Below are 26,804 nucleotides of genomic sequence, written 5' to 3'. Positions count from 1 at the left end.
TATAAGAGACAGGGCCGGGGGTGGGCCCGAGGCGGGGCCCGGGCGAGACATGGTAGTTTCGTTCTACCGAAGCAGTCGTTGTATGCTGCTCCGGTTGCCCGATACCCATCGGGCCATTCCTCCTGGCAACGCCACCCACGATCATTGCACTGATCCCGGCATGCCGGGTTTAACCGTAAGTGCATCTGAAGTCTTGGAGTGACCCGTGGCTGCCAACTGCGACGTCTGCGGCAAGGGGCCGAGCTTCGGCAACAACATCTCGCACTCTCACCGCCGCACGTCCCGTCGCTGGAACCCGAACATCCAGCGCGTTCGTGCCATGGTCAGCGGGACGCCGAAGCGGCTCAACGCCTGCACCTCGTGCATCAAGGCCGGCAAGGTCTCGCGCTGACGCAAGTAAGCGCGGCCACCTAGCTGGTTGCTGAAAGAGCCGGTCCCCTTCGGGGGACCGGCTCTTTCGTATGCTCACACGGATGCGTAGGCCCACCGGATGCGTAGGCCCACACGGACCTACTGCCCCCTGAACCGCCACCCGTGATCCACGGGCCCGATCCCGCCTCCGAGCGCGAACCCGGCCGCGATCGCCCCGGTGACGTACTCCTTCGCCGCGGCCACCGCATCCGGCACGGCGAGCCCCTTCGCCAGGTGCGAGGCGATCGCGCTGGCGAGGGTGCAGCCGGTGCCGTGCGTGTGGCGGTTGTCGTGGCGGGGCGCCCGCAGCCAGTGCTCATCGGAGCCGTCGGTGAGCAGGTCCACCGCGTCGCCCGGCAGATGGCCGCCCTTGATGAGCGCCCACTTCGGGCCGTACGCGAGGAGCGCCGCCGCGGCCCGCCGCATCCCGTCCTCCGACTCGACGTGAATGCCCGTCAGTTGGGCGACCTCGTCGAGGTTCGGGGTGGCGACCGTGGCGACCGGGAGCAGCTTCGTGCGGACCGAGTCGAGCGCGGACGCGGCGAGCAGCGAGTCGCCGTGCTTGGAGACGCCGACCGGGTCGACGACCGCGGGGGCGTCCGTGCCCGCGAGCAACTCGGCCACCGCCTCGACCAGTTCGGCCGAGGCGAGCATGCCGGTCTTCACGGCCTGTACGCCGATGTCGTCGACGACGCTGCGGTACTGGGCCCGCACCGCCTCCACCGGCAGCTCCCAAAAGCCCTGTACGCCCAGGGAGTTCTGCGCGGTGACGGCCGTGACGACGCTCATGCCGTGCGTGCCGAGCGCCAGCATCGTCTTCAGGTCGGCCTGGATGCCCGCGCCGCCGCCGGAGTCGGAGCCGGCGACGGTCAGGACACGTGGGGGCCGTGAAAGCACCGTCATGCTCAGTCCTCGAGGTTGTCGCCGAAGTGGTCCCAGCCCTTGCTGGTCCACGGGGCGCCGTCCACGGTCACCTGCGGAAGTGCCGAGGGGTTGAGGACCTCGCCGATGACCTTCCAGCGGGCGGGCAGCTTCACGTCCGAGGGGAACGTCGCGACGATCGCGTGGTCCTCGCCGCCGTTGAGCACCCACTGGAGCGGGTCGACGCCGACGGCCTGGCCGATGTCGTTCATCTGCGAGGGCACGTCGACGTCTCCGGAGCGGATGTCGATGCGTACCTTGCTCGCCTCGGCGATGTGGCCGAGGTCGGCGATGAGTCCGTCGCTCACGTCCGTCATGGAGGTTGCGCCGAGCCCGGCGGCCGCGGGGCCCGCGTGGTACGGCGGCTCGGGCCTGCGGTGGGCCTCCACGAAGGCGCGCGGCGAGCGGAAGCCGCGCGAGAGCACCGCGTGCCCGGCGGCGGACCAGCCCAACCAGCCCGTGACGGCGACGACATCGCCGGGCTGTGCGCCCGCGCGGGTGACCGGCTCGTGGTTGCGCAGATCGCCGAGGGCCGTGATCGCCACGGTGATCGTGTCGCCGCGTACGACATCGCCGCCCACGACGGCCGCGCCCGCGACCTGACACTCGTCCCGCAGGCCGTCCATCAGCTCGGTGGGCCAGCTGGCGGGCAGTTCGGCGGGGACGACGAGGCCGAGCAGCAGGGCCGTCGGCACGGCGCCCATGGCAGCGATATCGGCCAGATTCTGCGCGGCGGCCTTGCGGCCCACGTCGTACGCGGTGGACCAGTCCCGGCGGAAGTGCCGCCCCTCCAGGAGGATGTCGGTGCTCGCCACGACCCTGCGGTCGGGGGCGGACACCACGGCGGCGTCATCGCCCGGACCGAGCCGGACGGCCGGGGTGGAGGTGAGCCGCGAGGTGAGTTCCCTGATGAGACCGAACTCCCCCAACTCGCCGACGGTTCCCTTCACCGGGACTCACCATGCCCTTTCACGCTGCTCGGCTTGCGGTCGCGAGCCGTCACTGTCATAGGTACGGTCGAGATGACCGTCAACTTCGGTTGTCCGTCCACCGCGATGTGCGCGCCACAGCTCCCCCGGGTCTCCCCGCGAGAAGCGGCGACGCGGTACCGTGGCGTCCCTTCTCCCCACATGATCCTCGTGGCCGCCCTGGAGGTTCCGTGGTACAGGCGTACATCCTGATCCAAACAGAGGTCGGCAAGGCGTCGACCGTCGCCGAGCTGATCGGCAAGATCCCAGGAGTGATCCAGGCCGAGGACGTGACCGGACCCTACGATGTCATCGTGCGCGCACAGGCGGACACGGTGGACGAACTCGGCCGCATGGTGGTCGCCAAAGTCCAGCAAGTGGACGGCATCACGCGGACCCTGACCTGCCCGGTCGTGCACTTGTAGCCCCCGTCTACCCTTGGCCGGTGAAGATTTCCCGTCGCCGGCGCCGTTACCTCGTCTCGAGCCCCGCATTCGCACTCCTGATCGCGACCGCGGGCTGCTCCCAAGCAGACGAAGCGGCGAAGGCCACGGTTCCCACCCCGGACACCGAGGTCGCCGAAATCTGCCGGAACCTGGACAAACAGCTTCCGGAGAAGGTGGACGGTCTGGTGCGCGCCGACCCCGAGCCCACGTCAGTGCTGACCGCCGGGTGGGGAGACCCGGCGATCATACTGCGCTGCGGTGTCCCCCGGCCGCCGAAGATGAACGACGCCGAGGCGGACGGTGTGACCGTGAACGGCGTCAACTGGCTGCTCGAGGAGCAGGACGACGGCTCGTTCCGCTTCACCTCCACACTGCGCAAGGCGTACGTGGAGGTCGCCCTGCCCGAGGAACGCGCGGGGGGCGGCGTGAGCCCGCTGACGGACTTCGCCGCCCCCGTGAAGAAGACGGTCCCCAAGGGGATCGCGTAACGCCGCCAGGGGCTAGCGCAGCCCCGTCGAGCGGTGCAGCGCCGCCTGGATGAGGCGGTCCACCAGCTCGGGGTAGCTGACGCCGCTCGCCTCCCACATCTGCGGGTACATCGAGATGGGCGTGAAGCCCGGCATCGTATTGATCTCGTTGATCACGAACTGCCCGTCCTCGGTGAGGAAGAAGTCCGCGCGCACCAGGCCCTCGCAGGACGTCGCCTCGAAGGCGTCGACCGCGAGCCGCTGGATCTCGGCGGTCTGCTCGGGCGCCAGCGGGGCCGGCACGATCCCGGGCGTCGAGTCGATGTACTTCGCCTCGAAGTCGTAGTAGTCGTGCGACTGCACGGGCGGGATCTCGGCGGGCACGCTCGCGCGCGGGCCGTCCGCGAACTCCAGGACACCGCACTCGATCTCGCGGCCGCGGAGCAGCGACTCGACGAGGATCTTGGGGTCGTGGCGCCGGGCCTCCTCGATCGCCTCGTCGAGGCCTTCGAAGGAGTCGACCTTCGTGATGCCCATCGAGGAGCCGCCGCGCGCGGGCTTGATGAAGAGCGGCCAGCCGTGCTCGCCGGCGAACTCCGCGATCTTCTTGCGGGCGGCCTGCTCGTCGCGGTCCCACTCGCGCGGCCGGATCACCAGGTACGGGCCGACGGGGAGGCCGAAGGAGATGAAGACCCGCTTCATGTACTCCTTGTCCTGGCCCACGGCCGAGGCGAGCACACCGGCGCCCACGTAGGGCACTCCGGAGAGCTCGAGGAGCCCCTGGAGGGTGCCGTCCTCTCCGTAGGGACCGTGCAGCATCGGGAAGACGACGTCGACCTCGCCGAGCGCCTTGGGCACGGAGCCGGGCTCGCTGTAGACGACCTCGCGGTTGCCGGGGTCCAGGGGCAGGACGACGCCGCCCTCGGCCGACTCGGCGAGCTCGGCGACGTTCGGGACCTTGCGGTCGGTGATCGCCATCCGGTCGGGCTCGTCGGCGGTCAGCGCCCAGCGGCCGTCCGTCGTGATGCCGATGGGCAGGACGTCGTACTTGGTCCGGTCGATGGCCCGCAGTACGGCGCCCGCCGTGACGACCGAGATGCCGTGCTCCGAACTGCGGCCGCCGAAGACGACGGCCACACGCGGCTTGCGGAGCGGCTGCTCAGAGCTCTGCTCGGGGCGCGGCTCGGGGCTCTGGGGGAGGTTCTCGCTGCTCATATCGGCTTGAGCGTACCCGCTGGTCTCAGGAGATTCAGCGGCGCTCGGCCTTGGCGCTGCGCGACATCAGCTCCTTGAGGGCGACGACCGGCGGCGTCCCCTCGTGCACGATGCCCACGACGGTCTCCGTGATCGGCATGTCGACGCCGTGCCGTCGGGCCAGATCCAGCACCGACTCACAGGACTTGACGCCCTCGGCGGTCTGCTTGGTGACCGCGATGGTCTCCTCCAGGGTCATGCCCTTGCCGAGGTTGGTGCCGAAGGTGTGGTTGCGCGAGAGCGGCGACGAGCAGGTCGCCACCAGGTCGCCCAGGCCCGCGAGTCCGGAGAACGTCAGCGGGTCGGCGCCCATCGCCAGGCCGAGCCGGGTGGTCTCGGCGAGGCCGCGGGTGATGAGCGAGCCCTTGGCGTTGTCGCCGAGGCCCATGCCGTCGGCGATGCCGACGGCGAGCCCGATCACGTTCTTGACGGCGCCGCCGAGCTCGCAGCCCACCACGTCGGTGTTCGTGTACGGACGGAAGTACGGGGTGTGGCAGGCCGCCTGGAGGCGTTGCGCGATCGATTCGTCGCGGCAGGCGACCACGGCGGCCGCGGGCTGCCTGGCGGCGATCTCGCGGGCGAGGTTGGGCCCGGTGACGACCGCGATGCGGTCGGCGGCGACCTTCGTGACGTCCTCGATGACCTCGCTCATCCGCATCGCGGAGCCGAGTTCGACGCCCTTCATGAGGGAGACGAGCACCGTGTCGGGGGCGAGCAGCGGCGCCCATTCGGCGAGGTTGCCGCGCAGGGTCTGCGAGGGCACGGCGAGCACGGTGAAGTCGGCGTCGGCCGCGGCCTCGGCCGGGTCGGTGGTCGCCCGCAGGTTCGCCGGGAGTTCGACTCCGGGGAGGTAGTCGGGGTTGCTGCGCGAGGAGTTGACGGCGTCGGCCAGTTCGGCGCGACGGGCCCACAGGGTGACGTCGCACCCCGCGTCGGCGAGCACCATGCCGAAGGCCGTACCCCAAGAGCCGGTTCCGAAGACGGCCGCCTTCACGGGGTTCGTCACTTGCTGTCCTCCGGGGTGTTCTCGGGTTCGGGCAGGCCTTGGCGGCCGGCCGCCTTGCGTCGTTGCGCGAGCCGCGCCTTGCGCGGGTCGTAGGGGGTCTCGGGAGCCTTCTCCCCCCGGATCTCCTCCAGGAGTTCGGTGACCGCGGCCATGATGGTCTCGGTCACCTCCCGCAGGATCTCGGGGGTGGGCTCCTGGTCGTAGAAGCGCGAGAGGTCGACCGGCTTGCCCGCCAGGACCTGGAGCTTCTTGCGGGGAAAGAGGCTGAGGTTCTTGCTGTACGGGGGAAGCGCGAGGTTGGCGCCCCACTGCGCGACCGGGATCACCGGGCACTTGGTCTCCAGAGCGACCCGCGCGGCACCGGACTTGGCGGTCATCGGCCACATCTCGGGGTCCCTGGTGAGGGTGCCTTCGGGGTAGAACGCGACGCATTCGCCGCGCTCGATCGCGCCGACCGCGGCACGGAAGGCGTCGAGCGCATTCGTGGTCTCGCGGTAGACCGGGATCTGTCCCGTGCCCTTCATGACCTTGCCGACGAAGCCGTCCTTGAAAAGGCCGTCCTTTGCCAGGAATCGCGGCAGTCGTCCGGTGTTGTACTGAAAGTGCGCGTACGAGAGCGGGTCGATATACGAGTTGTGATTCACGGCGGTGATGAATCCGCCGTCGGCCGGAATGTGTTCCATTCCACGCCAGTCCCGCTTGAACAGAACCACCAGCGGCGGTTTAGCGATGACCGCCGCCAGGCGGTACCAGAAGCCGATTCTGCGGCGGGACACTCGGACACCTTCCTCCATGAACCTGGTCGGCCGCACAAGTGTCGCCCCAGGCTGTCTGTCTGTCGAGAACACCGTACGCCCGCCCTGATGACGAAGCCCTCCAGCAGGTGACAATGGCCCCGACGCGAAGGACGGAGCCGCCCCCTTGCTGTGGACCCTGGTCATACCCCTGAAGCCTCTGGTGCGCGCCAAGAGCAGGCTCGCCGACACGGCCGGCGACCGGCTGCGCCCGGGGCTCGCCCTCGCCTTCGCCCAGGACACCGTGGCCGCCGCGACGGCCTGTGCGGCGGTGCGGGATGTGGTGGTCGTCACGGCCGACGGCCGCGCGGGGCGCGAGCTCGCGGCCCTGGGGGCCCGGATCGTGCGGGACGAGCCCGCGGGGGGCCTCAACGCCGCCCTGGCGCACGGGGCGTCGGCCGTGCGCGCCGAGCGGCCCGCGGCGGCCGTCGCGGCGCTCAATGCCGATCTGCCCGCACTGCGCCCCCCGGAATTGGCGCGGGTCCTCGACGGTGCGGCGCTATTTCCCCGCGCATTCCTTCCGGATGCCGCAGGAATCGGGACGACACTGCTGTCCGCCGCACCGGGAACGGAATTGCGCCCCGCATTCGGCGCGGCGTCCCGTTCCCGCCACTCGGCTTCGGGGGCGGTGGAACTCCCGCTCGCCGGCGTCGATTCCGTACGCCAGGACGTGGACACCGGCGACGATCTGCGGGCCGCGCTCGCGCTCGGCGTCGGACCGCGCACCGCGTCGGCCGCCGCCCGACTGCTGATCGCCGACTGAGTACGCTGCCTCCATGCAGGCGACCGCGTACACGTACGACCCCGAGACCCGCAGCGGCAGCGTGCTGCTCGACGACGGCACCCCGGTGCCCTTCGACCCCCCGGCGTTCGACGCCGGCGGCCTTCGGCTGCTGCGGCCCGGGCAGCGGGTGCGGATCGAGGTCGAGGGGGAGGGCGAGCAGCGGCGCGTCACCCTGGTGACGCTCTACACGTTCTGAGAGACCTTCCGAGCGGACCCCCCACACGCCGCGGGCCGGGCTCCTTGTGGGGAGCCCGGCCCGGCGCGTGAGTGCCCTCGTGCCTCTTACTTCTTGCGGGCGGTCGCCTTCTTGGCGGTGGTCTTGCGCGCCGTCGACTTCTTCGCGGGCGCCTTCTTGGCGGTGGCCTTCTTGGCCGGCGCGGTCTTCTTGGCGGTGGCCTTCTTCGCCGGCGCGGCCTTCTTCGCCGTCGTCTTCTTGGCCGTGGCCTTCTTGGCCGTCGCCGCCTTCTTGGCGGTGGTCTTCTTGGCCGTGGCCTTCTTCGCCGTCGTCTTCTTGGCCGTGGCCTTCTTGGCGGTGGCGGCCTTCTTCGCCGTCGCCTTCTTGGCGGTGGCCTTCTTGGCCGCGGCCTTCTTGACCGTCGCCGAAGCACCGCCGGTCAGGCTGCCCTTGGGCGCCTTCTTGACCGCGACGTCGTGCTTCGGGAGCTTCTTCGAGCCGCTGACCAGGTCCTTGAAGCCCTGACCCGCACGGAAGCGCGGAACCGAGGTCTTCTTGACCCGAACGCGCTCCCCGGTCTGCGGGTTGCGGGCGTAACGAGCCGGACGGTCGACCTTCTCGAACGAGCCGAAGCCGGTGACCGAAACGCGGTCTCCGCTGACCACGGCACGGACGACTGCGTCCAGAACCGCGTCCACGGCGTCGGCGGCCTGCTGGCGGCCTCCCACCTTGTCGGCAATCGCTTCTACGAGCTGCGCCTTGTTCACGTCTTCCCCTTCGGAGACATCGCCCGACGGTATTCGCCAGGCTTTTTCGCACGTTAGGCAGATATATACCGCAAATCAAACACGAAACGGGCTAATCACCCTTGTGCCGCAACGAACTGGACAGTCCATGAGTTCCTCGAAGGCTCCTCGAAGGCCCGTTGAGCCTTGCCGCTCAGGTGTCTTCGGGGAATCGGCCCTTGTCAGCCTCGTCGATGGACTCCATCAATCGCTCCAGACGCCTTGCCGCATCAGCGAGATCGTGTTTGGCCGCGGCCGTAATGACCAGCAGCTTCCGGGTCAGCGCCATCCGTACGCCCTCCGGGACTTGCAGTGCACGCACTCTCGAGTGCGCTTCCTTCAGTTGGTCCGCAACAAGCCCGTAGAGCTCGAGTTGGCTGTCACGTCCCATGCACCGATTGTGCCATCTGGGGCGAGTTGTCGCCTCCGCAGGGGGTAACTACCCACATCCGGCGCCCTCCTGAGGGTACCCCGTCGGACTGAGTACAAGGGGATTTCAAGCCTCTTCTGCCTTCCGTGTCAAGGGAGTTGAGACCACCCGTTCAGGTCATCGGGCACCTCCCGGAGGCGCACACAGAAGTACCCCCAACCGTCCACGATTGGGGGTACATCAGGGTGTTGCGGAGGTGTCAGACCTGCACGGTCCGCGGCTTGTACGAGGGGCGCCCGGTCTCGTACGCGGCGATGTCCGGCTCGTTCTGCAGCGTGATGCTGATGTCGTCCAGGCCGTTCAGGAGCCGCCAGCGGGCGTTCTCGTCGAGCTCGAAGTCGGCGGTGACGCCCTCCGCGCGGACCTGGCGATCCTGCAGGTCAACGGTGATCTCGGCCTGCGGGTCGCGCTCGGTCAGCGCCCACAGCGCGTCCACGACCTTCTGGTCGAGTACGACGGTGAGCAGGCCGTTCTTCAGCGAGTTGCCGCGGAAGATGTCGGCGAAGCGCGAGGAGATGACGGTCTTGAAGCCGTAGTTCTGCAGCGCCCACACGGCGTGCTCGCGGGAGGAGCCCGTTCCGAAGTCGGGTCCGGCGACCAGGACCGTGGCGCCCTGCCGTTCGGGCTTGTTCAGGACGAACTCGCCGTCCTTGCGCCAGGCCTCGAAGAGCCCGTCCTCGAACCCGTCCCGGGTGACCTTCTTCAGCCAGTGGGCGGGGATGATCTGGTCGGTGTCGACGTTGCTGCGGCGCAGCGGGACGGCCCGGCCGGTGTGCGTGGTGAATGCTTCCATGGCTCTCAGACTCCGGCGGTCGCGGGGGCGTCGGACAGGTCGGCGGGCGAGGCCAGGTGGCCCGTCACCGCGGTGGCGGCGGCGACCTGGGGCGACACCAGGTGGGTGCGGCCGCCCTTGCCCTGCCTGCCCTCGAAGTTGCGGTTGGAGGTCGACGCGGAGCGCTCGCCGGGGGCCAGTTGGTCGGGGTTCATGCCCAGGCACATCGAGCAGCCCGCGTGCCGCCATTCGGCGCCCGCCGCGGTGAAGACCTTGTCCAGGCCCTCGTCCATGGCCTGCAGGGCGACCCGGACCGAGCCGGGGACGACCAGCATCCGTACGCCGTCGGCGACTTTGCGGCCCTCGACGATGGAGGCGGCCGCCCGCAGGTCCTCGATACGGCCGTTGGTGCAGGAACCTACGAAGACGGTGTCGACCTTGATGTCGCGCAGTGCCTGTCCCGCACTCAACCCCATGTATTCCAGGGCCTTTTCGGCGGCGCTGCGCTCCGACTCGTCTTCGTACGAAGCAGGATCGGGGACGTGCGCGGAGAGCGGCGCGCCCTGGCCCGGGTTGGTGCCCCAGGTGACGAACGGCGAGAGCTTGGTCGCGTCGATGTAGACCTCGGCGTCGAAGACCGCGTCCTCGTCCGTCTTCAGGGTCTTCCAGTACGCGACCGCCGCGTCCCAGTCCGCGCCCTGCGGGGCGTGGGCACGGCCCTCGATGTAGTCGAAGGTGGTCCGGTCGGGGGCGATCATGCCCGCGCGGGCACCGGCCTCGATCGACATGTTGCAGATGGTCATGCGGGCTTCCATCGACAGCTGCTCGATGGCGGAGCCCCGGTACTCCAGGACGTAGCCCTGGCCGCCGCCGGTGCCGATCTTGGCGATGATCGCGAGGATCAGGTCCTTGGCGGTGACGCCATCGGGCAGCTCGCCGTCGACCGTGATGGCCATGGTCTTCGGGCGGGCCATCGGCAGCGTCTGGGTGGCCAGGACGTGCTCGACCTGGGAGGTGCCGATGCCGAACGCCAGGGCGCCGAAGGCACCGTGCGTGGAGGTGTGGGAGTCGCCGCAGACCACGGTGGTGCCCGGCTGGGTCAGGCCCAGCTGCGGTCCCACCACGTGGACGACGCCCTGCTCGACGTCGCCCAGGGAGTGCAGTCGTACGCCGAACTCCGCGCAGTTCTTGCGCAGCGTCTCCAACTGGGCGCGCGAGACCGGGTCCGCGATGGGCTTGTCGATGTCGAGGGTCGGGGTGTTGTGATCCTCGGTCGCGATGGTGAGGTCGAGCCGCCGCACCGGCCGGCCGGCCTGACGGAGGCCGTCGAAGGCCTGCGGGCTCGTCACCTCGTGCAGCAGGTGCAGATCGATGAAGAGGAGGTCGGGCTCGCCTTCGGCGCGCCGGACGACGTGGTCGTCCCAGACCTTCTCCGCGAGTGTCCTACCCATCGCTTTCCCTCCGACCGGCGTTCGTGAGCCGGCCCAACTAGAGAATTGTTCGCCCACGCCCGTACCCCTCGTGCCGCGCGTGGACCGCGTATCCGTTGGTCCGCGGATCGCACTTACAGAGTGACGTGTTCCATGGAAAATTGAACTTGCGTTTCACAGAGTGAGACGCGAGTATCGACGCATGGACAACTCTAGCGGCGTCGGCGTTCTCGACAAGGCGGCTCTCGTCTTGAGCGCCCTGGAGTCCGGTCCGGCCACCCTCGCGGGGTTGGTCGCGGCCACCGGACTCGCACGACCCACGGCACATCGCCTCGCCGTGGCACTGGAACACCACCGGATGGTGGCGCGGGACATGCAGGGCCGTTTCATTCTCGGCCCGCGGCTCTCGGAACTCGCGGCGGCGGCCGGCGAGGACCGGCTGCTCGCCACGGCGGGCCCGGTCCTCACGCATCTGCGTGACGTCACGGGCGAGAGCGCGCAGCTCTATCGCCGCCAGGGCGACATGCGTATCTGCGTCGCGGCCGCCGAGCGCCTCTCGGGCCTGCGGGACACGGTCCCCGTCGGCTCGACGCTCACCATGAAGGCGGGCTCGTCGGCCCAGATCCTGATGGCCTGGGAGGAGCCGGAGCGCCTGCACCGCGGCCTCCAGGGCGCCCGCTTCACGGCCACGGCCCTTTCGGGCGTACGCCGCCGGGGCTGGGCCCAGTCGATCGGCGAGCGGGAGCCGGGCGTCGCGTCCGTCTCCGCGCCCGTGCGCGGCCCCTCGAACCGCGTGGTCGCCGCCGTCTCGGTCTCCGGACCGATCGAGCGCCTGACCCGCCACCCGGGCCGGATGCACGCCCAGGCGGTCATCGACGCGGCAGGACGCCTCTCCGAGGCGCTGCGCCGCACCGGCTGACCCGCGGGACCACGTTCACCGACGTACACAGCCGGAGGGGCCGCCTCAACGCCGCGGCGGCCCCTCCGGCTGTGCTGTTCGGTCCCTCCGGTCCCTCAGGCCGCCTTGAGACGGTCGGCGGCCCTGTCGCCCCGCCGGCCGACCGGCACCACGCCGATGGCCTTGCCCAGGCCGAACTCCGGCATGTTCACGTACACCGCCTCATGGCCACCGGCCGGCACGACGTACGTCTCGTGCCAGAAGCCGACCTTGCCCTTGCCCTCCCGCATCCTGCGGTTGAAGGCCGCCCAGGCGGGCCGGTGCTCCTTGCCCTGATCGGACGCGTACGCCAGGAGCTTCTCCGGCGACTCCCAGTACTGCACGACGTACAGCACCCGCGCGCCGCCGAGCAGCAGCTGATATCCCAGCATGCCGCTCCCCCGGTCCTTGGACAGCTCCTTGAGCATCCGCGGCATGGCCCGGAAGACGGGCCACCAGCTGCGCACGGCGCGGAAGTTGTTGATGCGCATCCCGATGGTGAAGACGGTCACGCCGCCCTGCGCGTCGGCGGTCATGCGCCCTTCGATCGGCTTGCTGCTCATGATGGGTCCCCCTTCAGAGAGCGTTCAGGAGAGCATTGGATAGTCCCGCTATCCATGATTGGATAGTGCCACTCACCAAGTGGATACGCAAGAGGGAAGAGGAGACGAGCCGATGAGACTGGCGGAGCTGAGCACACGCAGCGGGGTCTCGACGGCCACGATCAAGTACTACCTGCGCGAGGGACTGCTGCCGCCCGGCCGCCGGGTCACGGCGACGCAGTCCGAGTACGACGAGAGCCATCTGCAGCGGCTGCGGCTCGTCCGGGCGCTCATCCAGGTGGGCCGGGTGCCGATCGCGTCGGCCCGCGAGGTGCTCACCGCCCTGGAGGACGAGTCCCTGGACCACAACTCCCGCCTGGGCACGGCGGTATGGGCGCTGCCGCACGGTCCGCAGGCCCCGGAGGACGATCCGGCGACGGACGCGGCCCGGCACACCGTCGACGCGCTGCTGCGGCGGCTCGGCTGGGAGAACGCCCAGGCGTACGGGGCGGATTCACCGGCGTACCGGATGCTGGTCACGGCGGTCGGCACGCTGTCCCGGCTCGGATACCCCTGCGCCGTCGACGACTTGGCGCCCTACGCGCGGTCCGCGGGCCAACTGGCGGTCGCCGACCTGGACTTGGTGGAGCGCTACGAATCGCCCGACGAGCAGTTGGAGGCGGCGGTCGCGCTGACCGTCCTGTACGAGCCGGTGCTGCTGAGCCTGCGCAGGATGGCGCAGGCCGAGGAGTCCAACCGGCGCTACGGCCAGGGGAGTTCGGAGGCATGAGCGGAAATGACGAAGGGGCCCTCCCTTGCGGGAAGGCCCCTCCATTCGCGTACCCCCGACCGGATTCGAACCGGCGCTACCGCCTTGAGAGGGCGGCGTGCTAGGCCGCTACACAACGGGGGCCAGCTTGTCCTGCTGTACTGCGCTGGGCTACCAGGACTCGAACCTAGAACAACGGAACCAGAAACCGTCGTGTTGCCAATTACACCATAGCCCACTGGTCTAGACCAGCTAGACCTTGCGTACCCCCGACCGGATTCGAACCGGCGCTACCGCCTTGAGAGGGCGGCGTGCTAGGCCGCTACACAACGGGGGCCCTAGCGATCCTGCATCGGTAGCAGCGGGTGCGACCCTGACTGCTTCCATGGGAAGGATCTGTACCCCCGACCGGATTCGAACCGGCGCTACCGCCTTGAGAGGGCGGCGTGCTAGGCCGCTACACAACGGGGGCGTTGCAGATAAGCTCTGCGAGCTGGCCTACCAGGACTCGAACCTAGACTAACGGAACCAGAAACCGTCGTGCTGCCAATTACACCATAGGCCATCGAGACGCAACCCCTTGCGGGAGTTTTGCTTCGACTTACGCCTCCCTGCCGGACCTTTCGGCCTTCTCGGGCGGCGCAGGAAGAACATTACCCGAAGGTGGACGGCGCTCCAAAACGGGTATCGGTGCGGAGCAGCGGCGGCAGCTCGGTGAGCCGCGTGATGCGGTGGATGCCCGACGGGCCTTCCTGGGCTGCGCTGTTGCGGTCGAGCCAGATCCCGACGAGACCCGCGTCCCGCGCGCCCCTGGCGTCGATCTCCGGCTGGTCCCCTACGTAGGCGATCTCCTCGGGCTCCAGACCCATCGTCGTACAGACCGCGTGGAAGGCCTCGGCCGCGGGCTTGGAGACGCCGAGTTCGGCGGCGCACAGGACGGACTCGAAGCGGTCGCGCACGCCCAGGACGCGCAGCTTGCGGTCCTGTACGACCAGGGCGGAGTTGGAGAGGACCGCGTGGCGGTAGTCGTCGGCGAGGGCGTCGAGGACGGGCACGGTGTCGGGGAAGAGGGCCCAGGCGGATTCGTAGTGGCCCACGTAGCGGTCGAACCAGGCGTCGGCGTCCGCGTCGTCCAGGGCGGGTGTGTCGAGGAACTCACGCACCCGGTCGCGGCGCTGGTTCTGGAAGTCCCGCAGTCCCTCGCTGAAGCGCGCCCAGTGGCGGTGGGTGATCTCACGCCAGAGCGTCAGCGCACGCTCGGCCGACCCGAACCGCTGCAGGAGGCCCTCGGCGGCGAGGTGCGCGTGCATTCCGGTGGCGTCGGCCTGCGCGTAATCGAAGATCGTGTCGTCTACGTCCCAGACCACGGCTTTGATCGGCATGCTGTCGACGGTAATCGCAGCCGCGCCTTTCGGCTGGGGGTTCGGGGGTTATCCCCCGAAGAATGCAGTGTCTACGTCCCAGACCACGGCTTTGATCGGCATGCTGTCGACGGTAATCGCAGCCGCGCCTTTCGGCTGGGGGTTCGGGGGTTATCCCCCGAAGAATGCAGTGTCTACGTCCCAGACCACGGCCTTGATCGGCATGCTGACGACGGTAATCGCAGCCGCGTCTTTCGGCTGGGGGTTCGGGGGTTATCCCCCGAAGAATGCAGTGTCTACGTCCCAGACCACGGCTTTGATCGGCATGTTCTGAACGTACGCGAAGAGCCCGGGAGCCGTGGTGGCTTCCGGGCCCTTCGGGGTGTGCGGATCAGGCGGCGAGCTTTGCCAGGGCCGCGTCGATGCGGGACAGGGACTTCTCCTTGCCCAGGATCTCCAGGGACTCGAAGAGCGGCAGGCCGACCGTGCGGCCGGTGACGGCGACGCGGACCGGGGCCTGGGCCTTGCCGAGCTTCAGGCCGTGCTCCTCACCGGCGGCCAGGACGGCCTCCTTGAGGGACTCGGGGGAAGTCCAGTCGGCGGCCTCGAGCTTGGCGCGGGCCGTCGTCAGGAGGGCGGCCGGGTCGCCCTTGCCCATGGCCTTCGTCCAGGACGCCTCGTCCTCGACGGGCTCCTTGAGGAAGAGGAAGTCGACGTTGGCCGTGATGTCGGAGAGGACCGTCACACGGGTCTGGGCGTGCGGGGCGATGGCCTCCCAGGCGGCCTGGTCGAAGTCCTCGGGCGCCCAGTTGGCGTGCGGGGCCTTCAGCCACGGCTCGCAGGCCTCCGCGAACGCCTTCACGTCCAGCATGCGGATGTGGTCGCCGTTGATCGACTCGGCCTTCTTCAGGTCGAAGCGGGCCGGGTTGGCGTTCACGTCCGCGAGGTCGAACTTGGCGACCATGTCGGAGATCGAGAAGACGTCCTGGTCCGCGGAGAACGACCAGCCCAGGAGGGACAGGTAGTTCAGCAGGCCCTCGGGGAGGAAGCCGCGCTCGCGGTAGAGGTTCAGGGACGCCTGCGGGTCGCGCTTGGAGAGCTTCTTGTTGCCCTCGCCCATGACGTACGGCAGGTGGCCGAAGTCGGGGATGCCCTTGGCGACGCCCAGCTCGATCAGCGCCTTGTACAGGGCGATCTGGCGCGGGGTGGAGGAGAGCAGGTCCTCGCCGCGCAGGACGTGGGTGATCTCCATCAGGGCGTCGTCGACCGGGTTGACGAGCGTGTAGAGCGGGGCGCCGTTCGCGCGGATGATGCCGTAGTCCGTGACGTTCTCCGCCTGGACCGTGATCTCGCCGCGGACCAGGTCGGTGAAGGTGGTGGCCTCGTCCGGCATCCGGAAGCGGACGATGTGGCTGCGCCCCTCGGCCTCGTACGCCTGCTTCTGCTCGGCGGTGAGGTCGCGGCAGTGGCCGTCGTAACCGGACGGCTTGCCGGCGGCGCGGGCGGCGTCGCGGCGGGTGTCCAGCTCCTCGGTGGTGCAGTAGCAGGGGTAGGCGTAGCCGCCGTCGAGCAGCTTCTGCGCCACGTCCTTGTAGATGTCCATGCGCTGCGACTGGCGGTACGGCGCGTGCGGGCCGCCGACCTCGGGGCCCTCGTCCCAGTCGAAGCCCAGCCAGCGCATCGAGTCCAGGAGCTGCTCGTAGGACTCCTCGGAGTCGCGAGCCGCGTCGGTGTCCTCGATGCGGAAGACCAGGGTGCCCTCGTTGTGCCGGGCGAACGCCCAGTTGAAGAGGGCGGTGCGGACCAGGCCCACGTGGGGGTTGCCGGTCGGGGAGGGACAGAAACGTACGCGTACGTTCGTCGCGTTAGCCACGCTTGATCACCTTGTTGGTGAGAGTGCCGATGCCTTCGATGGTGACGGCGACCTCGTCGCCGACGTTGAGGGGGCCGACCCCTGCCGGGGTGCCCGTGAGGATGACGTCGCCGGGGAGCAGCGTCATGGCCTCGGTGATGTTCACGATCAGATCCTCGATGGAGTGGATCATCTCGCTGGTGCGGCCGAGCTGGCGCTGCTCGCCGTTGACCGTGCACTGGATCGTGAGGTCGTTGGCGGCGGCCAGGTCGATGTCCGTCTCCACCCAGGGGCCGAGCGGGCAGGCGCTGTCGAAGCCCTTGGCGCGGGCCCACTGCTTCTCGCGGCGCTGCACGTCACGGGCCGTGACGTCGTTGGCGCAGGTGTAGCCGAAGATGACGTCCTTGACGCGCTCGCGCGGGACCTCGCGGCACATGCGGCCGATGACCACGGCCAGCTCGGCCTCGTGGTGCAGCTCCTCGGAGAAGGGCGGGTACGCGATGGCGTCGCCGGAGCCGATCATCGAGGTCGCGGGCTTGAAAAAGGCGAACGGGACGTCCGGGACCTCGTGGCCGAGCTCCTTGGCGTGCTCTCCGTAGTTGCGGCCGAACGCCACGATCTTGTGACCGATGACGGGGGGCAGCAGCCGGACCTTGCTGAGCGGGACCTTGACACCGCTCAGCTCGAACTCGGCGACGTACGGGCTGCCCTTGATGATGTCGACGACTAGCTCGTCGGGCTTGTCACCCTCGACCGCGCCGAAGGCGACGTTGCCGTCGATGGAGAACCTGGCGATGCGCACGTGAGCCTTGGCCCCTTGCTGATGTGGGTGGAGTCTGACGCTCCAGGCTAACGCGGTGGCCTGCGGCCCGCTCTGACCCGGCCTCTTGTGGCCCGGTGATGCTTTGGGCGCCGTCTGATCGCCGCTGCGCGAGCTCGTCCTCAAACGCCGGACGGGCTGGAGATTTCGCCCGCTCGTCCACAGTCGCCTGACGGGCTGGGGTTTCCCGGCTCGTCCTCAGACCGCAGACGCGGTGGTCTCAGGGGTGAACTCCTCCGGCGCGTCCATGAGGATCGTGCGCTTCGGGTTGGCCGTCTGGGTCGGGAGTTCCAGCGCGTGCTCGGGCTGGTCGGCCGCGGGCTTGACCTCCTGCGCGTCCGTGAGGTGCGCGAGGGTGGTGCGGCGCGGGTTGGCTATGTTGCGGAACATCGCCGACTTCACAGTCTTCATCTGTTGTTCAGGCCTTGTCAGTTGGGGCGCCGGAGAGTCGACGCCGGTTGTCGGATTAGCCATCCCTGTAAAGCGTCAGGCTAAACATCCAATTCCCGGCCAAAGTCCTTTTGAGGCCATGATCTTGATGTGAGTTTGCTCACGAGCTAGCAGGCAAAAGGGTCAATTCAGGCCCGTGAAGGCCTTGTTGGAATCGGACATTCAGCCATTGAAGGTCTCATTCCGCTCCCGATCATGAAGACTGGGACACCCCCCACCCGTAGACGTTTCGCCTTTGATGGCCCGTTTTGACCCGGATGACTTTCTACATCCCGTGACGCGCCACTCACGCCGTGTCACGAAGGCCACGGCCCGACACACGGGCCTTGTTGGAGATCCTGCACTGTGCTGGAATTCCCGAGACCGCCGCGGGATCGAACCGGCGCGCAGGGGCGCAACGGAGCGCCGAGTGGCGGCGGGAAAGGGGAGCAGCGCCGGTCACTCACGACCACCATGGGGCGCGCTCAGTGCCCCACGACGCCGACACCGTCCGTCCGTTCATGCGGAAGGACGCCTGGTCCAGAGGTTGCGACGCTAGTGCAGGGACGTTTCAAGAGGGATGGCAGCGGCGCTGCGGCGGAGCCGGAGCGCGGCGGGATCGACCGCGGCTCCTCGGCCCAGCACGCCCAGAACACCGGACCTGTGCTGTCCGGCGGCAGCGGCCCCGGTGCCGCGCGCGCGGCGGGCGGCACCAGTCTGCCTCCGGCCGCGGCGAAGCCCGGCGGCTCCTCGGGCGGTAAGTCGCCCAGCGGGCCCGGCTCGCGAATAGCCCTGCGCAACTGGCGCATCTCCACCCGCCTGGTCTCGCTGCTCGCGCTCCCCGTGATCACCGCGACCTCTCTCGGCGCGCTTCGTATCAACGAGTCGATGGACGAGATCCAGCAGCTCGACAACATGAAGCTGCTGACCGACATGACCAAGCAGGCCACCGAGCTGGCCTCCGCGCTCCAGGAGGAGCGCGACCGCTCGGCAGGCCCCCTCGCGCACGGCGCGAAGTCCTCGGACTACGTGGTCAAGGGCGCCCGGCAGAAGACCGACCGCGCCTACAACCGCTTCCTCCAGGGGACGCAGGACCTCGACGACACCGAGGGCGACAAGGGTCTGCTCGGCGTCCGGGCGAACACCGTCGAGATCACCCAGCAGCTCCAGAAGATCAACGACGTACGCAAGAACGCGTACAAGGACCCGACCTCGACGTCCCAGACGGTCGACGCCTACAGCCAGCTCATCGAGCAGCTGCTCGCGCTCTCCTCGGACATGGCGCAGGCGACCAGCAACCCGGACATGATCCAGCGCACCCGTGCGCTGACGGCGTTCTCCTCCGCCAAGGAGTACGCATCGGTGCAGCGCGCGATCATCGCGGCCGCGCTGCCGGCGGGCGACTCCGAGTTCGGCAAGATCTCCGAGACCGACCGGCGTTACGGCTTCTCCGCGCTCGACAAGGAGAACTCCGAGCTGGATGCCTTCAAGGGCATCTACGCGGGCAACCCCGACGAGCTCACCAAGCCCATCGACGGCGGCAACGCCTCCATCAAGGGCGCCGACTCCTACGCCAAGCGCGTGCTTGAGCAGGAGGGCGGCATCAAGCTCCAGGACAAGCGGTCGTACAAGGACTGGGTCGACAACGACACCACCAAGATCGACGCGATGTCCAAGATCGAGCTCACGCTGCTCAACGAGATGGAGCAGAAGGCCCGCGAGCTGCGCAACGAGTCCGAGCAGACGGCCATCCTCAGCGGTGCGCTGATCCTGCTCGTGCTCGGTGTCTCGCTCGTCGGCGCCTTCGTCGTGGCCCGCTCCATGATCCGCTCTCTGCGGCGACTGCAGGACACCGCGACCAAGGTCGCCCAGGACCGCCTGCCCGAGCTGGTCAAGCAGCTCTCGGAGTCGGACCCGCAGGACGTCGACACCTCCGTCGAGTCCGTCGGTGTGCACTCCCGGGACGAGATCGGCCAGGTGGCCGCGGCCTTCGACGACGTGCACCGCGAGGCCGTCCGCCTCGCCGCCGAGCAGGCCCTGCTCCGCGGCAACGTCAACGCGATGTTCACCAACCTCTCGCGCCGTTCCCAGGGTCTTATCCAGCGTCAGCTGTCTCTGATCTCCGAGCTGGAGTCGCGTGAGGCCGACCCCGACCAGCTCTCCTCGCTCTTCAAGCTCGACCACCTCGCGACCCGCATGCGCCGTAACGGCGAGAACCTGCTGGTTCTCGCCGGTGAGGAGCCGGGGCGTCGGTGGACCCGGCCCGTTCCGCTCGTCGACGTGCTCCGTGCCGCCGCCTCCGAGGTGGAGCAGTACGAGCGCATCGAGCTCGCCTCGGTGCCGACGACCGAGGTCGCGGGACGCGTCGTCAACGACCTCGTGCACCTGCTCGCCGAGCTGCTCGAGAACGCCACCTCCTTCTCGTCGCCGCAGACGAAGGTCAAGGTCACCGGTCACGCGCTGCCCGACGGCCGTGTGCTGATCGAGATCCACGACACCGGTATCGGTCTGTCGCCGGAGGACCTCGCCGCGATCAACGAGCGGCTCGCGTCGCCGCCCACCGTGGACGTGTCGGTCTCGCGCCGCATGGGTCTGTTCGTGGTCGGTCGTCTGTCGCAGCGTCACGGCATCCGTATTCAGCTCCGTCCTTCCGACTCCGGTGGTACGACCGCGCTGGTCATGCTGCCCGTCGATGTCGCCCAGGGCGGCAAGAAGGCTCCGGGTATGCCCGGTGCCCCCGGTCAGGGCGGTGGCCCGGCCGCCGCGCAGGCCGCCGGTGGTGTCGCGGCCGCGCGTCGCGGTGTCGGCGCGGGGAACGGCGGACCCGGCTCGGCCGGTCCGGCGGCTGGTTCCGCCGGACGGCTCGGCGCCGGTGCGCCGCGTGGACAGGTCACGGGAACGGGGCCGCGTGCCGCGCTGCCGTCGCGGGACTCGGGTCAGGGTCAGGGCGGCCAGGGTCAGGGCGGCCAGGGGCCGCGGGCCGGTTCGCCTTCGGCTCCGGTGGGGCCGACGGGCTCCCAGCAGGGCGCCGGTGGCAGCCTCTTCGGGGGCAGGCCGGACGCCGGCCGTGGCGCGGGTTCCGCGCCGCAGCCTCCCGTACCCCAGCAGCGTACGAATCCGGTGAACCCCGCGGGGAACGTTCCGAACCCCGCGGGCGCCTCGAACGACTCCGGTGACCAGGGGCGCAGGCCGCAGCTTCCGCCGCGGATGGGGCCTCCCCCGCTCGAGCGAAGCCGAGAGCTTGGGGAAGGTCCGCGTGCCGAGCTTCCGGGTGGCAACCCGCAGCCGCGCGTGCCCAGTTGGAGCGACGAGAACGCGCAGCCGCAGGTTTCGCGCGAGCCGTTCGACACCCCGCGCGGGCACGAGGAGCCGGAGACCACCGGCCAGTTCGCGCAGCCGACCGCCGGTGGCGCGATGCCGGGTCCTGGTGCGACCGCGGAGTTCGCGCGTCCCGACTTCAACGGGCCGCCGCCCGGCGCCGGTTCGCAGCAGGGCCAACAGGGTCAGCAGAACCAGCAGGGCACCGGTCAGTTCGTGCGTCCCGATGTCTTCGGTGGCCAGGACGGCTCCGGCACGGGTCAGTTCGAGCGGCCCGGCACCAGTGCGCCGCGCCGGGGTCAGGGTCAGGGCCAGGGCGGTCCCGGCCAGGGCAGCGGTCAGAGCAGCGGTCAGAGCAGCGGTCAGCTCGGCGTCCCGCCGCAGCCGTCGCAGTCCCAGCAGCCCCAGCTGCCCCAGCTGCCCGCCCCGTCGCGGCAGCAGCCGCAGCAGCCCCCGCAGCCTTCGCAGCCTTCGCAGCCCGACGAGCTGCCGCCCGCCGGTCCCGGCGACGGTCGCACCCCGCTGTTCGACACGCTGGAGACCAACTGGTTCCAGCAGCAGCAGGAGCAGCAGGCCCAGCGGTCCGGCGGCACCCCGCCGCAGTCCGGTGGCAGCCGTCCCGCCGAGCCCGCCCCCGAGCAGCCGCGGCGCCCCCAGCGTCCGCAGCCCTCGTCGCCGCTGCCCTCGCGGCCGCAGGCACAACAGCCGCAGTCCCCGGCCGGTCCCCCACGCCCGGCCGCCGCACCCGCCGCCAACCAGGCCGGCGGTGGCGGTGACAGCGCCAACGTCACGAACGGCAGCAGCGCCGCCTGGCGCAGCTCGCCCAACGACGAACTCGGCCGCCAGGCCGAGCGCGTCCGGCAGCCGTCCGCCGGTGGCGTCACCACATCCGGCCTGCCGCGCCGCGTCCCGCGAGCCAACCTCGTCGCGGGCACGGCACAGCAGCAGCAGGACAGCACAGGTCCGCAGGTCTCGCGTGCGCCCGACGACGTACGCGGCCGGCTGACCAATCTCCGTCGGGGCATCCAGCAGGGTCGCCAGGCCGGTACGGGCCAGACCGGCAGCTTCCCCACTCACCAGCAGGAGCGTTAGTTGAGTCCGATGAGCCAGGCGGCACAGAACCTGAACTGGTTGATCACCAACTTCGTGGACAACACCCCCGGGGTGTCCCACACCGTTGTGGTGTCCGCCGACGGACTCCTTCTGGCGATGTCCGAAGGCTTCCCGCGTGACCGCGCCGACCAGCTCGCCGCGGTCGCGTCGGGGCTCACGTCCCTGACCGCCGGCGCCTCCCGGATCTTCGAGGGCGGCACCGTCACCCAGACCGTCGTCGAAATGGAGCGGGGGTTCCTCTTCATCATGTCCGTGTCCGACGGCTCGTCGCTGGCCGTGCTCGCGCACCCGGACTGCGACATCGGCCTCGTCGGCTACGAGATGGCGCTTCTGGTCGACCGTGCGGGCGCTGTCCTCACCCCCGACCTCCGCGCCGAGTTGCAGGGCAGCCTGCTGCACTAGACATCCCCATCGGCCGCCCCACCGTCCGAACGTACTGACCAACCGTCCGGCCGCCACTGGTGCCCCCCACCGGCTCTATTCGACGGCACGCAGACCATCTGCTGTCCCGCCCGGAGGATCCATGACCCCGCCCAACGCCTCTCACGACCCGTACGGCTCGCAAGCCTCGTACGGCATGGAAGGCGACCAGCCGCTGGTGCGTCCTTACGCGATGACCGGCGGCCGGACCAGGCCCCGCTACCAGCTCGCGATAGAGGCGCTGGTGAGCACGACGGCCGACCCGGCCCAGCTGATGGGGCTGCTCCCCGAGCACCAGCGGATCTGCCACCTGTGCCGCGAGGTCAAGTCGGTGGCCGAGGTCTCGGCTCTGCTCTCCATGCCGCTCGGCGTGGCCCGCATCCTCGTGGCCGACCTGGCCGAGGCCGGGCTCGTCGCCATCCACCAGCCCGGCGGCGACGAGAACGCCGGCGGCCAGCCTGACGTGACACTGCTCGAAAGGGTGCTCAGTGGACTTCGCAAGCTCTAGCAGCGGAGCATCAGCCCGCTCCACCACGTCCGCGAAGATCGTGGTGGCGGGCGGCTTCGGTGTCGGCAAGACCACGTTCGTCGGCGCCGTCTCCGAGATCAACCCGCTGCGCACCGAGGCCGTCATGACGTCCGCGTCCGCGGGCATCGACGACCTCACCCACACCGGAGACAAGACCACCACCACGGTGGCGATGGACTTCGGCCGCATCACCCTGGACCAGGACCTGATCCTGTACCTCTTCGGTACGCCCGGTCAGGACCGCTTCTGGTTCATGTGGGACGACCTCGTCCGCGGCGCGATCGGCGCGGTGGTCCTGGTCGACACGAGGAGGCTCGCCGACTGCTTCCCCGCCGTCGACTACTTCGAGAACAGCGGCCTGCCGTTCGTCATCGCCCTCAACGGCTTCGACGGACATCAGCCCTACACCCCCGATGAAGTGCGCGAAGCCCTGCAGATCGGCCCCGCGACGCCCATCATCACGACCGACGCGCGACACCGTGCGGACGCAAAGAGCGGCCTGATCACACTGGTCGAGCACGCACTTATGGCACGACTCAAGTAGACGAGGGAGTACGGCAGTTGCCGTAGATTCAGCAGAGTGGTCTGTGTCCTTTGACACGGCTGACCACTCTGTTCATAACGTTTCGACAGAGAATTCGCCGGGCGCCACCACGCGTCGCGGTCATCTGGTGTCGCTGCGCTCACAAGAGCCCCGCCTTTTGGCGGGGCTCGCTCTTTTTGACCGTTTTATCTGAGGCTTACACCACTCGGAACTTCCGCTTCCCACTGTTTGGAAGAGGACCCCCTGACGTGCTGGAATGCGCTGAACTGCCCAGTAGCACGGGCCTTGGAGACGACAGCGGGGCCGATGCGGGCCCCGCCGCCGAGAGGTTGTTGGTCGAGTGAGGCGAAGCAAGACGAGCCCCGCACCGCCGCAGACGCGGGACACGCGGGGCAACTTCACCCCGCCGCCGCGCACAGCGGCGTCCCCCATAGATGTGCAGGGCCATGAACCACCGGCCCCCTCCGGCGGCAGAATGTCCCCGCGCAACTGGCGCGTGCCGACCCGCCTGAACGCGATCCTCCTCATACCCGTGCTCGTCGGTCTGATCATGGGCGGCTTCCAGGTCAAGGCCTCGATCGACACCTGGAGCGAGGCCCAGGACGCCGAGAACACCGCCATCCTGGTGCGGGCCTCCCTCGACTACGGCAACCGCCTCATCGAAGAGCGCGACATCTCCGCGGCACCGCTGCTGCGCGGCAAGAAGAACGACCCCGCCGTCGTCAGCGCCCGCAAGGCCACCGACGCCGCCAAGGCCGAGTTCGACGCCGCCGCCGAGAACATGCCCCAGAAGGAAGGCCTCAAGCGCCGCCTCGACGGCTTCCACAAGGTGGAGCCGGGTCTGCAGGCGCTGCGCCAGGTCGCGTACACGACCAAGCTCTCCGGTTCGAAGACCGAAGAGGGTTACGTCGCCATCCAGCACCCGCTGATGGAGTTCGCCAACGAGCTGGGCCTGGGCACCGGAAACATCACCAGCTACGGCCGCACCGTCTACGCCATCTCGCTGACCAAGGCCGCGCTCTCCCTTGAGCGCTCCATCGGTACGCACCTGCTGGTCAAGCCCGGCCCCACCGCTTCGTCCTTCGCCACGCAGCGCACCTCGCTCGCCTCGTACGCCTACCTCGAGGGCATCGCCATCGAGGAGTACAAGGGCGGCGGCACCCCCGCGGACCTCGCCAAGCTCGAGGCCGCCAAGAAGCAGCTGCAGGCCGAAGGCGAGAAGCAGGCCAAGCAGGCCGCCGCCGCCGCGAAGGCCAAGGGCGAGACCTTCGCCCCGCCGCCGGCCCCCGAGAAGATGGTCGCGGGCATCGCGGGTCTGCCGACCACGCAGCCCAGCGCCCGCCTCGCGCTGGCCCAGAAGGGCATCACCGCCGAGGCCTGGTGGGCCACCACCACCGCCAAGTTCGACGCGTACCGCGACATCGAGTCCGACCTCGCCGACAAGGCCGTGAGCGAGGCGTCGGACATCGCCGACAACGCGCAGCGCAACGCGTACATCACCGGCGCCATCGTCGTCGTCGCGCTGCTGGCCGCGTTCATCCTGGCCGGGCTCATGGCCCGCCAGATGAGCAACGCGATGCGCCGGCTGCGGACCGCCGCCTTCGGCATCGCCGAGCAGCGGCTTCCGATGCTGGTCGACCAGCTCTCCCGTACGGATCCGGGCCGTGTCGACACCCGCGTACAGCCCATCCCGATCAACACCACGGACGAGATCGGCGAGGTGGCCCGCGCCTTCGACCAGGTGCACCGCGAGGCCGTGCGGCTCGCCGCCGAGCAGGCGCTGCTCCGTGGCAACATCAACGCGATCTTCACCAACCTCTCGCGCCGCAACCAGTCGCTGATCGAGGGCCAGCTGACCCTCATCACCGACCTGGAGAACAACGAGGCCGACCCGGACCAGCTGGAGAGCCTCTTCCGCCTGGACCACCTGGCGACCCGTATGCGCCGCAACGGCGAGAACCTCCTGGTTCTCTCCGGCGAGGAGCCGGGCCGCCGCTGGGACCAGCCGGTCCCGCTGGTCGACGTGCTGCGCGCCGCCTCCTCCGAGGTGGAGCAGTACGAGCGCATCGAGCTGTCCGGTGTCCCGGAGGCCGAGATCCACGGCCTCGCCGTGACCGACCTCGTGCACCTGCTCGCCGAGCTCCTGGAGAACGCCACCACGTTCTCCTCGCCGCAGACCAAGGTCCGCGTCACCGCGACCCGTCTTCCCGACGGCCGCGTCATGGTCGAGATCCACGACAAGGGCATCGGCCTCACCGCCGAGGACTTCGCGGACATCAACCACAAGCTGGCCAACCCGCCGACGGTGGACGCCGCGATCTCGCAGCGCATGGGCCTGTTCGTGGTCGGCCGCCTCTCGGACCGGCACGGCATCCGTGTCCAGCTGCGCCCCTCGGGCGAGCAGGCCGGTACGACCTCGCTGGTCATGCTCCCCGACGGGATCACGCACGGTGGCGGTGGCGAACACCAGCTGCCCGAGTCCGAGTTCACGGTCTCCTCGATCATGCCGGAGCAGCATGCCCCGGAGCAGCCGGCCTTCGCGCACCAGCCGATGCGTACGGCGGCGGAGCTGGGCTTCGACGACAGCCGCTACACCGCCGACAACGGCGAGACCCCGGAGCTCGACCCGGTGGGCCGCTCGCTGATGCGTGAGGAGCGGCGTGCCGCTCTGGAGGCGCAGGCGCAGTCCGACGGCGGCCGTCCGCTCTTCCGCGACGAGATCGAGCCGCAGGGCTTCGACCAGCAGGGCGGATTCGATCCCGGATACGACCAGCAGGTACCGGCGTACGACGAGTACAACCAGGGCGCGCAAGCCCCGCAGTCGTACGAAGAGCCGTACTACCCGGCGCGGGACGGCTACCAGGACGCCCCCTATACGGAGGCGGGTCACGACGATCACGCCGCCCGTACGGGTGTCGCCCCCGAGCCCTTCGCCGCCTACCCGGACCGCTCCCACCAGGACGACTGGCCCTCGCGCGACGGATACGAGAACAACTCGGGCGGATACGGCGACCAGTACGCCCCGGAACCGGAATCTGGTCCGGCGGCTCCCCTGAACGGCGGGGAGCGCGTAGGCTTCGAGCGTCCCGGACCGGCGCCCTCCACCGTCCACGACACCACCGCGGCGGGCCTTCCGCGCCGCGGTGCGACCGGTGCCACCGGCAACGGCAACGCTCCGGCCCCGGTCCCGGCCGAAGACGCGTTCGGCAACAACGACAGCAACTGGCGTTCGTCCAACGACGACCGCTGGCAGCGCGCCGAGCAGCTGAAGGAGCCCAAGGCGGGTGGGATCACCCCGTCCGGACTCCCGAAGCGGGTACCCAAGGCCAATCTGGTCGAGGGCACGGCGGAACAGACCCCACAGGGCGGCCCCCAGGTCTCCCGCGACCCCGAGGACGTCCGGGGCAGGCTGAGCAACCTGCGCCGGGGCGTCCAGCGGGGACGCAGCGCAGGCAGTGACACGAATGGCCAGGACACCGGTAATCACCGCGGTCCTGACAGCACCTACAACCAGGAGCGTTAGTGTG

At 69.5% G+C, this 26,804-nt stretch carries 26 protein-coding genes and 5 tRNA genes; 12 read left to right on the top strand and 19 right to left on the bottom strand.

Annotated features, from left to right (window positions below):
- Window positions 1-205 precede the first annotated feature (205 nt).
- Entirely contained in the window at window positions 206-391 is a 186-nt protein-coding gene (gene rpmB / locus E2651_RS10310) for a 50S ribosomal protein L28 (protein ID WP_135330749.1), read from the top strand.
- Window positions 392-510: 119 nt separating this feature from the next.
- On the opposite strand, the gene thiD is transcribed toward rpmB, so the two are convergent.
- Window positions 511-1,314, bottom strand: a complete 804-nt coding sequence (gene thiD, locus E2651_RS10305) for a bifunctional hydroxymethylpyrimidine kinase/phosphomethylpyrimidine kinase (RefSeq protein WP_135330748.1) — start codon at window positions 1,312-1,314, stop codon at window positions 511-513.
- 2 nt (window positions 1,315-1,316) lie between these two features.
- Window positions 1,317-2,282 (bottom strand): thiamine-phosphate kinase, encoded by a 966-nt coding sequence (locus E2651_RS10300; protein WP_135330747.1) that lies wholly within the window; start codon window positions 2,280-2,282, stop codon window positions 1,317-1,319.
- A 209-nt stretch (window positions 2,283-2,491) separates the two neighbouring features.
- On the opposite strand from E2651_RS10300, the gene E2651_RS10295 reads away from it, so the two are divergent.
- Complete coding sequence (locus E2651_RS10295) at window positions 2,492-2,725, top strand: Lrp/AsnC ligand binding domain-containing protein (RefSeq protein ID WP_016642988.1); 234 nt, start codon at window positions 2,492-2,494, stop codon at window positions 2,723-2,725.
- 26 nt (window positions 2,726-2,751) lie between these two features.
- Window positions 2,752-3,234, top strand: coding sequence for a DUF3515 domain-containing protein (locus E2651_RS10290; protein WP_135330754.1), 483 nt, complete (start codon window positions 2,752-2,754; stop codon window positions 3,232-3,234).
- 12 nt (window positions 3,235-3,246) lie between these two features.
- On the opposite strand, the gene E2651_RS10285 is transcribed toward E2651_RS10290, so the two are convergent.
- The 3 genes from E2651_RS10285 to E2651_RS10275 are packed head-to-tail and all read right to left on the bottom strand — an operon-like array spanning window position 3,247 to window position 6,249.
- Window positions 3,247-4,428 (bottom strand): D-alanine--D-alanine ligase family protein, encoded by a 1,182-nt coding sequence (locus tag E2651_RS10285; protein ID WP_135330746.1) that lies wholly within the window; start codon window positions 4,426-4,428, stop codon window positions 3,247-3,249.
- A 34-nt stretch (window positions 4,429-4,462) separates the two neighbouring features.
- Complete coding sequence (locus E2651_RS10280; RefSeq protein ID WP_135330745.1) at window positions 4,463-5,473, bottom strand: NAD(P)H-dependent glycerol-3-phosphate dehydrogenase; 1,011 nt, start codon at window positions 5,471-5,473, stop codon at window positions 4,463-4,465.
- Window positions 5,470-6,249, bottom strand: a complete 780-nt coding sequence (locus E2651_RS10275; protein WP_135330744.1) for a lysophospholipid acyltransferase family protein — start codon at window positions 6,247-6,249, stop codon at window positions 5,470-5,472. The genes E2651_RS10280 and E2651_RS10275 overlap by 4 nt, the downstream gene beginning before the upstream one ends.
- Before the next feature lie 145 nt (window positions 6,250-6,394).
- On the opposite strand from E2651_RS10275, the gene cofC reads away from it, so the two are divergent.
- Entirely contained in the window at window positions 6,395-7,030 is a 636-nt protein-coding gene (gene cofC / locus E2651_RS10270; RefSeq protein ID WP_135330743.1) for a 2-phospho-L-lactate guanylyltransferase, read from the top strand.
- A gap of 13 nt (window positions 7,031-7,043) precedes the next feature.
- Complete coding sequence (locus E2651_RS10265; protein ID WP_135330742.1) at window positions 7,044-7,247, top strand: hypothetical protein; 204 nt, start codon at window positions 7,044-7,046, stop codon at window positions 7,245-7,247.
- Window positions 7,248-7,333: 86 nt separating this feature from the next.
- Here the strand turns inward: E2651_RS10265 and E2651_RS10260 are convergent, their stop codons facing one another.
- The 4 genes from E2651_RS10260 to leuC form a co-directional block, all read right to left on the bottom strand.
- A complete protein-coding gene (locus E2651_RS10260) occupies window positions 7,334-7,993 on the bottom strand; it encodes an HU family DNA-binding protein (protein ID WP_135330741.1) in 660 nt (219 codons plus the stop codon).
- 172 nt (window positions 7,994-8,165) lie between these two features.
- Entirely contained in the window at window positions 8,166-8,402 is a 237-nt protein-coding gene (locus E2651_RS10255; protein ID WP_135330740.1) for a hypothetical protein, read from the bottom strand.
- Between the two features lie 238 nt (window positions 8,403-8,640).
- Window positions 8,641-9,234, bottom strand: a complete 594-nt coding sequence (gene leuD, locus E2651_RS10250) for a 3-isopropylmalate dehydratase small subunit (protein WP_135330739.1) — start codon at window positions 9,232-9,234, stop codon at window positions 8,641-8,643.
- A 5-nt stretch (window positions 9,235-9,239) separates the two neighbouring features.
- On the bottom strand, window positions 9,240-10,664 hold the full coding sequence (gene leuC, locus E2651_RS10245) for a 3-isopropylmalate dehydratase large subunit (protein ID WP_135330738.1): 1,425 nt from the start codon (window positions 10,662-10,664) through the stop codon (window positions 9,240-9,242).
- A gap of 181 nt (window positions 10,665-10,845) precedes the next feature.
- Between leuC and ndgR the strand changes: the two genes are divergently transcribed.
- Window positions 10,846-11,562, top strand: coding sequence for an IclR family transcriptional regulator NdgR (gene ndgR / locus E2651_RS10240; RefSeq protein WP_135330737.1), 717 nt, complete (start codon window positions 10,846-10,848; stop codon window positions 11,560-11,562).
- Window positions 11,563-11,657: 95 nt separating this feature from the next.
- Here the strand turns inward: ndgR and E2651_RS10235 are convergent, their stop codons facing one another.
- Window positions 11,658-12,143: a DUF4188 domain-containing protein gene (locus E2651_RS10235; RefSeq protein WP_209446111.1), complete on the bottom strand. Its 486-nt coding sequence runs from the start codon at window positions 12,141-12,143 to the stop codon at window positions 11,658-11,660.
- 112 nt (window positions 12,144-12,255) lie between these two features.
- Here E2651_RS10235 and E2651_RS10230 point away from each other — a divergent pair, with 112 nt between their 5' ends.
- Window positions 12,256-12,912, top strand: a complete 657-nt coding sequence (locus E2651_RS10230; protein WP_135330736.1) for a MerR family transcriptional regulator — start codon at window positions 12,256-12,258, stop codon at window positions 12,910-12,912.
- A gap of 50 nt (window positions 12,913-12,962) precedes the next feature.
- On the opposite strand, the gene E2651_RS10225 is transcribed toward E2651_RS10230, so the two are convergent.
- The 9 genes from E2651_RS10225 to E2651_RS10185 all read right to left on the bottom strand — a co-directional run bounded on the left by E2651_RS10225 (window position 12,963) and on the right by E2651_RS10185 (window position 17,335).
- Window positions 12,963-13,035, bottom strand: a tRNA-Glu gene (locus E2651_RS10225).
- 22 nt (window positions 13,036-13,057) lie between these two features.
- Window positions 13,058-13,129 (bottom strand) — tRNA-Gln (locus E2651_RS10220).
- Between the two features lie 26 nt (window positions 13,130-13,155).
- Window positions 13,156-13,228, bottom strand: a tRNA-Glu gene (locus E2651_RS10215).
- A gap of 62 nt (window positions 13,229-13,290) precedes the next feature.
- Window positions 13,291-13,363: transfer RNA gene (locus E2651_RS10210), tRNA-Glu, on the bottom strand.
- 21 nt (window positions 13,364-13,384) lie between these two features.
- Window positions 13,385-13,456, bottom strand: a tRNA-Gln gene (locus tag E2651_RS10205).
- A gap of 88 nt (window positions 13,457-13,544) precedes the next feature.
- Complete coding sequence (locus E2651_RS10200; protein WP_135330735.1) at window positions 13,545-14,273, bottom strand: HAD family hydrolase; 729 nt, start codon at window positions 14,271-14,273, stop codon at window positions 13,545-13,547.
- A gap of 370 nt (window positions 14,274-14,643) precedes the next feature.
- Window positions 14,644-16,125, bottom strand: a complete 1,482-nt coding sequence (gene gltX, locus E2651_RS10195) for a glutamate--tRNA ligase (protein ID WP_135330734.1) — start codon at window positions 16,123-16,125, stop codon at window positions 14,644-14,646.
- The gene (locus E2651_RS10190; protein WP_135330733.1) at window positions 16,118-16,906 is read right to left on the bottom strand and encodes a fumarylacetoacetate hydrolase family protein; all 789 of its coding nucleotides are present in this window, start codon (window positions 16,904-16,906) and stop codon (window positions 16,118-16,120) included. Before E2651_RS10190 ends, gltX begins: the two co-directional genes overlap by 8 nt.
- 216 nt (window positions 16,907-17,122) lie before the next feature.
- The gene (locus E2651_RS10185; RefSeq protein WP_135330732.1) at window positions 17,123-17,335 is read right to left on the bottom strand and encodes a hypothetical protein; all 213 of its coding nucleotides are present in this window, start codon (window positions 17,333-17,335) and stop codon (window positions 17,123-17,125) included.
- 576 nt (window positions 17,336-17,911) lie between these two features.
- Between E2651_RS10185 and E2651_RS10180 the strand changes: the two genes are divergently transcribed.
- From E2651_RS10180 to E2651_RS10160, 5 genes are all read left to right on the top strand, one after another.
- Window positions 17,912-21,763, top strand: coding sequence for a nitrate- and nitrite sensing domain-containing protein (locus tag E2651_RS10180; protein ID WP_135330731.1), 3,852 nt, complete (start codon window positions 17,912-17,914; stop codon window positions 21,761-21,763).
- 9 nt (window positions 21,764-21,772) lie between these two features.
- Entirely contained in the window at window positions 21,773-22,186 is a 414-nt protein-coding gene (locus E2651_RS10175; RefSeq protein ID WP_135330752.1) for a roadblock/LC7 domain-containing protein, read from the top strand.
- 121 nt (window positions 22,187-22,307) lie between these two features.
- The gene (locus E2651_RS10170; protein WP_135330730.1) at window positions 22,308-22,712 is read left to right on the top strand and encodes a DUF742 domain-containing protein; all 405 of its coding nucleotides are present in this window, start codon (window positions 22,308-22,310) and stop codon (window positions 22,710-22,712) included.
- Window positions 22,693-23,277: an ATP/GTP-binding protein gene (locus E2651_RS10165; protein ID WP_135330729.1), complete on the top strand. Its 585-nt coding sequence runs from the start codon at window positions 22,693-22,695 to the stop codon at window positions 23,275-23,277. Before E2651_RS10170 ends, E2651_RS10165 begins: the two co-directional genes overlap by 20 nt.
- Window positions 23,278-23,617: 340 nt before the next feature.
- On the top strand, window positions 23,618-26,800 hold the full coding sequence (locus E2651_RS10160; RefSeq protein ID WP_135330728.1) for a nitrate- and nitrite sensing domain-containing protein: 3,183 nt from the start codon (window positions 23,618-23,620) through the stop codon (window positions 26,798-26,800).
- Window positions 26,801-26,804 lie beyond the last annotated feature (4 nt).

The organism is Streptomyces sp. MZ04 (assembly GCF_004684775.1).
Classification (GTDB): domain Bacteria; phylum Actinomycetota; class Actinomycetes; order Streptomycetales; family Streptomycetaceae; genus Streptomyces.
This window is presented reverse-complemented; position numbering and strand designations above follow the sequence as displayed.